The organism is Pseudomonas sp. K5002, from assembly GCF_013386655.1.
GTDB lineage: Bacteria > Pseudomonadota > Gammaproteobacteria > Pseudomonadales > Pseudomonadaceae > Aquipseudomonas.
On record NZ_JACARK010000407.1, the window covers coordinates 569 to 7,018 of the forward strand.

Genomic DNA, 6,450 nt, shown 5'->3' on the forward strand with positions numbered 1-6,450 from the left:
CCAGGACATGCTGCCGCGCTGGGGCGAGCACCATTTGAGCAGTGATGAATAAACTATTGATGGTGCTGCTGGCGCTGCAACTGACCGGGTGTGCGACTGCGCGAACCCTGGACGCAGCCCAGCCCGGCGCGCCGGTGGTGTATGCCGGCACGCGGCTGGACATGTATGCGATTCAGGGCGGGTGCTGCGCGATGGACCGTTTTGGGGCCGAGGCGCCGAGCTATCCCCATGTCGACCTGCCGGCCAGTGCCTTGCTCGACACGCTGCTGTTGCCGCTGTCGGTGCTGACGGTGCTGGGGGTTGGGTTTAACGCGACGGGCGGGCTGTAGTACTTAATCCCAGTATTAACAGAAATCCAATGTGGGAGCGGGCTTGCTCGCGAATGCGGTGGATCAGTCACTGTATCATTGACTGATCCACCGCATTCGCGAGCAAGCCCGCTCCCACATTTGGATGGTGTCCTGCCTGGAATTACGTGTTATTTGCCGAGCTTGCGCAGCTCGTCCGACTCTATAACCCGCACCCCATCCTGTTCTTCCAGCGCCAGTCGCCACATCGCCCGCGCCAGTTCGCACACTTCAATGCCGTGGTACTTGCCCGGAATCAGCCGCGACAATGGCCCGGCCAGTTGCTCGGCCAGCCGCGGTTCCAATCGCTCACCCAACAACAGCGAAGGTCGGACGATGGTCAACTGCGGCCAATCCTGGGCTTTCAACGCCTGTTCCATCTCGCCCTTGACGCGGTTGTAGAAGATCGAGGATTTCGGGTCGGCACCGATTGCGCTGATCACGATCAGGTGCCGCGCCCCCATTTCCCGGGCGCGCTTGGCAAAGGCCACGACCATGTCCAGGTCGACGGCGCGGAACGCTTCTTCGGAGCCGGCCTGCTTGATGGTGGTGCCCAGGCAGCAGAAGGCGATGTCCACCTGGCCGCTCAGTTGCGGCAGGAATACTGCAGGGTCGCCCACCGGGTTTTCCAGGTGTGGATGCTCGGCCAGAGGCTTGCGGCTGGGTGCCAGCACGCGGGTCACGGTCGGCTCGTTGAGCAGGCGGTCCAGCAGGTGCTCCCCGGTCAAGCCGGAGGCTCCGGCGAGCAAGATATGCTGAGGCGTCAGGTACATGATGTTTCCCCCTTGATACAGATTCAGCTTAGTTGCTCTTGGCTTCCTTGCTATTCATTGAGACGCTTTCGAGCGCCTTTCGTGCCTGCTGTTTGCGTAATAATTGCCAATGGGCAATTACGCCTTTGGGGGCCCAGATCTGCGGTTCGGAGGCTTCGAAGTTGTCCGCCTGTTCGCGTTCGGCCACGTGGGTCTGTGCCAGCTTGAAGGCTTGCTGCAAGTCGTCGGTCTGGTTGAAGGCCTGGGCGAAGAGGGCGTCGCCGAAGTAGGTGAAGTCGGCCTCTTCGGAGCAGCCGAACGACACCCGATCGGCCCGTGAGGCGGTCATGATCAGGGTGTGTTCGTCCTTCAGGGCCGGGATGAACCCGCCGGAGTAGCAGGCCGAAATCACGATGATCTTGTCGCGGTTCTTCAGCGGTGCCAGCACGGCGGCCAGCTCATCGGCCGGCAGGTCGGCCAGCTCCATGCGCGGCTGGTCGAGCACCAGTTCGTGCTCGTGGGTGCCGTGGCTGGTCAGGTAGATAAACACCAGGTCTTGCGGGCCACTGCGTTCGGCCAAGGTCTGGACTGCGCGGCGCAGGCTTTCGCGAGTGGCCATCGGGCGGTCGGCAATATGGTCGCGATGGTTCACCAGGCGGATCTGGCCGTAGGCGCCGAAGCGCGTGGCGAGCATGTTGCTGACGTAGTCGGCTTCGCGCAGGAACACGCTTTGTTTGCCGTCGCCGGCCACCACCAGGGTGTACAGCTCCACCCCCGATTTGGACGCGGGCACGGCGGCGAGGGCGGCATCCAGCAAGTGGCCCTGTGCAAACAGGCCGATTTCCAGCGGGTCAGGCAACAATTTGCCCTCGGCGTCGCGCACGCGCATGCCGTTGACCCAGGTGCCGGCCTGCACGGTGCCGTCGGTGAGCACCAAAGTGCCACGACCTTGATAGCTGTCGCTGTCGAAGCCGCCAATATAGAAGCTGCCGTCGGTGAGGTTCAGGCGGCCTGTGCCTGTGAAGCGCCAGTCGACGAACTGGCCGACGTAGTGGCTGCCATCGACGCCGATCAGTTCGCCCTTGCCGCTGAGGGCGCCTTCCTTGAATTCGCCGATCCATACGTCGCCGTCGGCGTTTTCGTAGCGGCCCTTGCCGTTGAGCTGGTTTTGTTTGAAATGGCCGATGTACATGTCGCCGTCGGCGCTGTTGAAGGTGCCGTTGCCCTCCAGCTGGCCATCGACGAAGCGGCCGCTGAACTGGTTGCCGCTGTCGTCGTTGCGCTGGCCTTCGCCGTTGGGCTTGCCGTGGGCGAACTGGCCCTGGTACTGGCTGCCGTCGGCCAGCTCGAGGCGGCCGAGGCCGGAATACTGGTCGTCCTTGAATTCGCCGCGATAGGTCATCTGCCCCTCTTTGAGGGTGCCTTCGCCGTTGCGCTTGCCTTGTTTGAAACCGCCGACGTAGCTGTTGCCCGACGTGGTCAGGCTGCCCTGGCCGTCGAACAGGCCCTGCTGGAACTGGCCTTTATAGACCTCGCCGTTGCTGCCATGCCATTCGCCCTGGCCGTGCCACTGGCCTTTATCGAACTGGCCCGCGTACCAGCTGCCATTGGGGTAATCCACCCGGCCCTGGCCTTGCAGCAAGCCATTGACCACATCGCCACGGTAACGACCGCCATCGGGCAGCCGCGCATCGGGCGGCAACAGCGATTCGCCGTCGCCGCACGCGGTGAGCAACAGGACAAGAGCAAGGGGAGCGAGTGGGCGCATAGCGGGATCCGGATAATTGAGCGCCGAGTATGCCGCAGCTGCGAGATCTATACATAAATTTACATGAATTGTGGTGAGCGGACGGGCTCACCACAGCCAGGTTTCAGACGAAGCAGAGTGACAACGATTCTGCAATGTAGGCCGGTTTTTCCTGGCCATCGATTTCCAGGGTGCAGGTGGCTTTAAGCAACCATTGCCCAGGTTTTTTCTCGGTGGCGTCGGTCAGGGTCACGGCCAGGCGCACCCTGGAGTCGACCTTCACGGGCTGGATGAAGCGCACGCTGTCCAGGCCATAGTTGACCGCCATCTTCAGGCCTTCGGGCATGATCAGGATGTCTTCGATCAGCTTGGGTATCAGCGACAGCGACAGGAAACCGTGGGCGATGGTGCCGCCAAACGGGGTCTGGGCGGCTTTCACCGGGTCGACGTGGATGAACTGAAAATCGCCGGTGGCTTCCGCGAACAGGTTGATACGTTCCTGGTCGATGGTGAGCCATGCAGAACGTCCCAGTTCCTTGCCGACATATTCTTTGAGTTGCGCTACGGGTACTGAGGGCATTGCGACTCTCCTTCTTTGCTCGGTTGGCTTCATCGTTTTTGTAGTTTTGGACAGGTCCAGAGAACCAATGTAGATCATCACGGGCACTTGGCCCGGTCAACCCACCATGCTTTTGGCGAATGCCGCTCCATAGAGGCAGCGTGCTTATAATGCCGACACGCTTTTGGGGGGAAGAACGGATGCTGTTACGCGGTCTGACATGGCTGGTGCTGTTTCAATTGCTCGGCACGGCGATCAATCATTTGTTTGTCCCGGTGCTGCCGGGGCCGATTATCGGGCTGCTGCTGATGCTGGCCTTCCTGGTATGGCGCGGCGAAGTCGGTGAGCCCCTGAGCCTGGCGGCCAGCAGTCTGCTGCGTTATTTGCCGCTACTGCTGGTGCCGCCTGCGGTCGGTGTGATGGTGTATGCCAAGGACATTGCCGCCGACTTCTGGGCCATCGTCGGCGCGCTGGTGCTGTCGCTGGTGATCGCCATGGGCTTTGTCGGCGTGCTGATGCAGAAACTGGTCAAGCGCCAGGCGCAGCGGGAGGACGGCCAATGACACTGGACTGGCAGGGCGCCTGGGCCGCCGTGATTCATCACCCGTTGTTCGGCATCGGCATCACCCTCGGCGCCTATCAGCTGGTGCTGGCCGGTTTCGAGAAAACCCGCTGGATTTTCCTGCAACCGGTGCTGGTGTCGATGCTGTTGGTGATCGGCGTGTTGCTCGGCTGTGGCCTGACGTACGTCGAGTACCGCAAGAGCACCGAGATCATGAGCATCCTGCTGGGCCCGGCGACGGTAGCCCTGGCGGTGCCGCTTTACCTGAATCTGCGACGAATTCGCCAATTGTTCTGGCCGATTTTTACTACGCTGGTGGTGGGAGGCGTATTGGCCACCGGCCTGTGCGTGCTGTTGGGCTGGTGGTTTGGCGCCGAACACATGATGCTGATGACCATGGCACCCAAGTCCGTGACCTCACCGATTGCGATGCTGGTGGCCGAGCAGATCGGCGGCGTGGCGGCATTGGCGGCGGTGTTCGTGCTGATCACCGGGGTGATCGGCGCGATGATCGGTCCGGCGTATCTGTCACGGTTGGGCGTGCACAGCCCCGAAGCGCGCGGTATGGCGCTGGGCATGACCGCCCACGCCGTAGGTACGTCGGTGGCCTTGCAGGAAAGCGAAGAGACCGGCGCCTTTGCGGCGCTGGCCATGAGTCTGATGGGCGTGGCCACGGCGGTGTTCCTGCCGTTGGCCGTGTCGCTGGTTATTTAAGTCGGGTTTAAGGAAACCTTTATGAGTCTGGCGCTTTTCCCGCTCAATACCGTGCTGTTTCCCGGGTGCACCCTCGACCTGCAGCTGTTCGAGGCGCGTTACCTGGACATGATCAGCCGCTGCATGAAAAAGGGCGAAAGCTTTGGCGTGGTGTGCATCCTCGACGGCAAGGAAGTGGGGCTGGCGCCGGATGGCTATGCGTTGATTGGCTGCGAGGCGCTGATCCGCGACTTCAAGCAGCAGGACAATGGCCTGCTGGGGATTCGGGTCGAGGGTGGCCGGCGTTTCCGCGTGCGTGATGCCGGTGTGCAGAAGGACCAGTTACTGGTGGCCGAGGTGCAATGGCTGCACGAGCATCCCGAGCAACCGCTGGAAGAGGAAGACGCTGACTTGCTGGCGTTGCTTCATGCCCTGGCCGAGCATCCGATGGTGGCGTCCCTGGATATGGGCACCCACGCCGATGGCCAGCAAGCCCTGGGCAATCAGTTGGCCTATCTGCTGCCCTTTACCGAGGCTGACAAGATCGACCTGTTGCAACTCGATGACCCGCAACAGCGCCTGGACGCGATCCAGTTGCTGCTGGATGAGTTGCAGGGCGAGCTGTTCACCTGACCCGCGAGTGTCACTCGGACTTGTCCTTCCCGGTCTTCAGATTTTCCGTGGTTGTCCTGATCCCGTTGCCTGAAATAGTTGGCAGTCACGTAACGATGACCAGGGGGAAAGGATGATTCGGCTTTCGCAATCGGAGCAAGTCGTGTGGGATGCGTTTTTTATGGCCGTCACCACGCAAATTCTTCATATGAACGACGGTCGCGGCGCGGAGTACATCGCCGAACGCGCCGCGGAGATGGCTGACGAAATGCTTCTGGAGCGGCGCGAGCGCAGCGTCGAACGCCGCGCTGCACCCCTGGATTGGCTGGGGCCTGCCTAGTAGGCATACCTCAGCAGCGCGTGGGAAGTGCCGGTAAACGCAATGAACCCGAGCACCGCGCCACACACCGGCAGGATCAGCCACCAGACTCTCGGCGGCATCGGTGGCAATAGGCTGCGGTGCTGGCTTAACGTCAGGCTGAAGGCGCACACCGTCATTGCCAGCAGGGTGCCGGCCAGGATGTCCGTCGGCCAGTGTGCACCCAGGTACACCCGGGAAATCGCGATGGTGGCGGCGGGAATGCAGCCAAGTACCAGCCAGGTCAGGCGCAGTCGTGTCGGTTGACCGCGACCGGCAAGCACTGCCAAGGCCAGGAAGAATGCAAACGAGCCGGACGCATGGCCGCTGGGCATGCTGAAGCTGGTGAGCGGGTCGGTCAGCACTTCGGGGCGCATCCGCGCAAAAAACAGCTTGGTCCCGGTATTGATCAGCGCCGCCCCCAGCAGGGTGGCGCCGACAAAGATTGCCTGGCGCCATTGCCGTGCCACCACCAGCAGGCCGGTCAGCACCGCGCTGGCGACAAACATCTTCTTGAACTCGCCGAGCTGGGTCACCATCACCATCGCCCGGTCGATCGCCGGGCCGCGGTGTTCCTGCACCAGTGCCATCAAGCCCTGGTCAAAGTCGTTGAGGTAGGGATAGCCGATAAACAACGCGATCAACAGTGTGCCGCCAATGCAGCCAATCCATAGGGTGGCGCGCCGATGGCCACGCAGGCTGCTGTTGAGGCTTACGCCGATCAACACTGCGAGACAGGCGGCGACAATTCCGGCCTCCGGCCAGAAGCCTTCGGGCAATGGCAGGCGGAAGGCCGCGCCGGTGGCCCAGCCCGGCAACA

General features: G+C 62.1%; 9 protein-coding genes. 5 read left to right on the forward strand and 4 right to left on the reverse strand.

What is annotated here, in order from left to right; translation table 11 throughout:
- Positions 1-44: 44 nt before the first annotated feature.
- Positions 45-329, forward strand: a complete 285-nt coding sequence (locus HX846_RS18840) for a YceK/YidQ family lipoprotein (protein ID WP_023659172.1) — start codon at positions 45-47, stop codon at positions 327-329.
- A 149-nt stretch (positions 330-478) separates the two neighbouring features.
- Here HX846_RS18840 and HX846_RS18845 read toward each other — a convergent pair whose 3' ends face one another.
- From HX846_RS18845 to HX846_RS18855, 3 genes are all read right to left on the reverse strand, one after another.
- Positions 479-1,120 carry an oxidoreductase gene (locus HX846_RS18845; RefSeq protein ID WP_003215421.1) on the reverse strand — a complete coding sequence of 214 codons (642 nt, stop codon included), beginning with the start codon at positions 1,118-1,120 and terminating at the stop codon, positions 479-481.
- A gap of 28 nt (positions 1,121-1,148) precedes the next feature.
- Complete coding sequence (locus HX846_RS18850; protein ID WP_008436527.1) at positions 1,149-2,867, reverse strand: C13 family peptidase; 1,719 nt, start codon at positions 2,865-2,867, stop codon at positions 1,149-1,151.
- A 103-nt stretch (positions 2,868-2,970) separates the two neighbouring features.
- A complete protein-coding gene (locus HX846_RS18855; protein WP_003215423.1) occupies positions 2,971-3,426 on the reverse strand; it encodes a MaoC family dehydratase in 456 nt (151 codons plus the stop codon).
- A 179-nt stretch (positions 3,427-3,605) separates the two neighbouring features.
- On the opposite strand from HX846_RS18855, the gene HX846_RS18860 reads away from it, so the two are divergent.
- The 4 genes from HX846_RS18860 (at position 3,606) to HX846_RS18875 (ending at position 5,612) form a co-directional block, all read left to right on the forward strand.
- Positions 3,606-3,968 (forward strand): CidA/LrgA family protein, encoded by a 363-nt coding sequence (locus tag HX846_RS18860; protein ID WP_003215424.1) that lies wholly within the window; start codon positions 3,606-3,608, stop codon positions 3,966-3,968.
- Positions 3,965-4,681 carry an LrgB family protein gene (locus HX846_RS18865; RefSeq protein ID WP_003215425.1) on the forward strand — a complete coding sequence of 239 codons (717 nt, stop codon included), beginning with the start codon at positions 3,965-3,967 and terminating at the stop codon, positions 4,679-4,681. The genes HX846_RS18860 and HX846_RS18865 overlap by 4 nt, the downstream gene beginning before the upstream one ends.
- Before the next feature lie 21 nt (positions 4,682-4,702).
- Entirely contained in the window at positions 4,703-5,293 is a 591-nt protein-coding gene (locus HX846_RS18870; protein ID WP_003215426.1) for an LON peptidase substrate-binding domain-containing protein, read from the forward strand.
- A 112-nt stretch (positions 5,294-5,405) separates the two neighbouring features.
- A complete protein-coding gene (locus tag HX846_RS18875) occupies positions 5,406-5,612 on the forward strand; it encodes a hypothetical protein (RefSeq protein ID WP_003215427.1) in 207 nt (68 codons plus the stop codon).
- Here HX846_RS18875 and HX846_RS18880 read toward each other — a convergent pair.
- The coding region (locus HX846_RS18880; protein WP_178965879.1) for a phosphatase PAP2 family protein at positions 5,609-6,450 on the reverse strand (842 nt) is incomplete at its 5' end. The two genes, HX846_RS18875 and HX846_RS18880, sit on opposite strands and share 4 nt — an antisense overlap.

Coding starts and splice junctions, on each gene's coding strand:
- HX846_RS18855 (WP_003215423.1), bottom strand. CDS start 3,426: ATGCCCTCAGTACCCGTAGCGCAACTCAAAGAATATGTCGGCAAGGAA.
- HX846_RS18875 (WP_003215427.1), top strand. CDS start 5,406: ATGATTCGGCTTTCGCAATCGGAGCAAGTCGTGTGGGATGCGTTTTTT.
- HX846_RS18850 (WP_008436527.1), bottom strand. CDS start 2,867: ATGCGCCCACTCGCTCCCCTTGCTCTTGTCCTGTTGCTCACCGCGTGC.
- HX846_RS18845 (WP_003215421.1), bottom strand. CDS start 1,120: ATGTACCTGACGCCTCAGCATATCTTGCTCGCCGGAGCCTCCGGCTTG.
- HX846_RS18840 (WP_023659172.1), top strand. CDS start 45: ATGAATAAACTATTGATGGTGCTGCTGGCGCTGCAACTGACCGGGTGT.
- HX846_RS18860 (WP_003215424.1), top strand. CDS start 3,606: ATGCTGTTACGCGGTCTGACATGGCTGGTGCTGTTTCAATTGCTCGGC.
- HX846_RS18870 (WP_003215426.1), top strand. CDS start 4,703: ATGAGTCTGGCGCTTTTCCCGCTCAATACCGTGCTGTTTCCCGGGTGC.
- HX846_RS18865 (WP_003215425.1), top strand. CDS start 3,965: ATGACACTGGACTGGCAGGGCGCCTGGGCCGCCGTGATTCATCACCCG.